Here is a 671-nt window from a genome sequence, read left to right as displayed (position 1 = left end):
GCGGTGATTACCACGGGCGGTACTGGGTTTTTTATCAGAGATAGCATGCCAGAGGCGGTAAGCGTGTTGTTTGATAAATCAATTGATGGTTTTGGTGAGATGTTCCGTCTGATCTCAAAAGACGAGATTGGCATGTCAACGGTACAGTCGCGCGCCGTTGCAGGCATGGCAAATCATACTGGTATTTTTTGTTTGCCAGGCTCATCGGGCGCGTGCCGTACAGGCTGGGAGAGTATCTTAAAAGAGCAGCTTGATAGCCGTACGCGTCCGTGCAACTTTGTACCGCACTTTATGGCACAAAATCCTACTCATAATTAACATGACTGACGTTATAAAAGACTCGGCTCATTTGACAGGCGTGGTCATTTTAGCAGGCGGCGCATCTACACGTATGGGCACAGCAAAAGCCCAGCTTATACTGCCGACAGGTGAGCGCTTGCTAGATTATCACGTCAGACATGCGCTTGATTTGGTCAGAGCTAATGTTGTCCATGGTAAAAAGCTACCTATTATGATTGCTGATAATGGTCGCGATTTTGACGTTGATTCAGCTTTAAAGAACAGCCACCCGCAAGACACCATCATGCATATTGTTGATTATGCTAGCGTTGATGCCGATGCCGATGCTAATGCTAATGCTAATGCTAATGATAAAAATAGTAATGATAAGA

At 45.8% G+C, this 671-nt stretch carries 2 protein-coding genes; both read left to right on the top strand.

Annotated elements, in window-relative coordinates; translation table 11 throughout:
• A partial coding sequence (locus ACTXGO_RS15620; RefSeq protein ID WP_443575166.1) for a molybdopterin-binding protein occupies positions 1 to 318 on the top strand: 318 nt, incomplete at its 5' end.
• A gap of 1 nt (position 319) precedes the next feature.
• Positions 320 to 671, top strand: a 352-nt coding sequence (locus tag ACTXGO_RS15615) for an NTP transferase domain-containing protein (protein ID WP_443575165.1), incomplete at its 3' end; no start/stop codon positions are given.

Source organism: Psychrobacter sp. T6-1 (assembly GCF_052258445.1).
The sequence above is the reverse complement of the archived record's forward strand: the minus strand, read 5'-3'. Positions and strand labels throughout refer to the sequence as shown.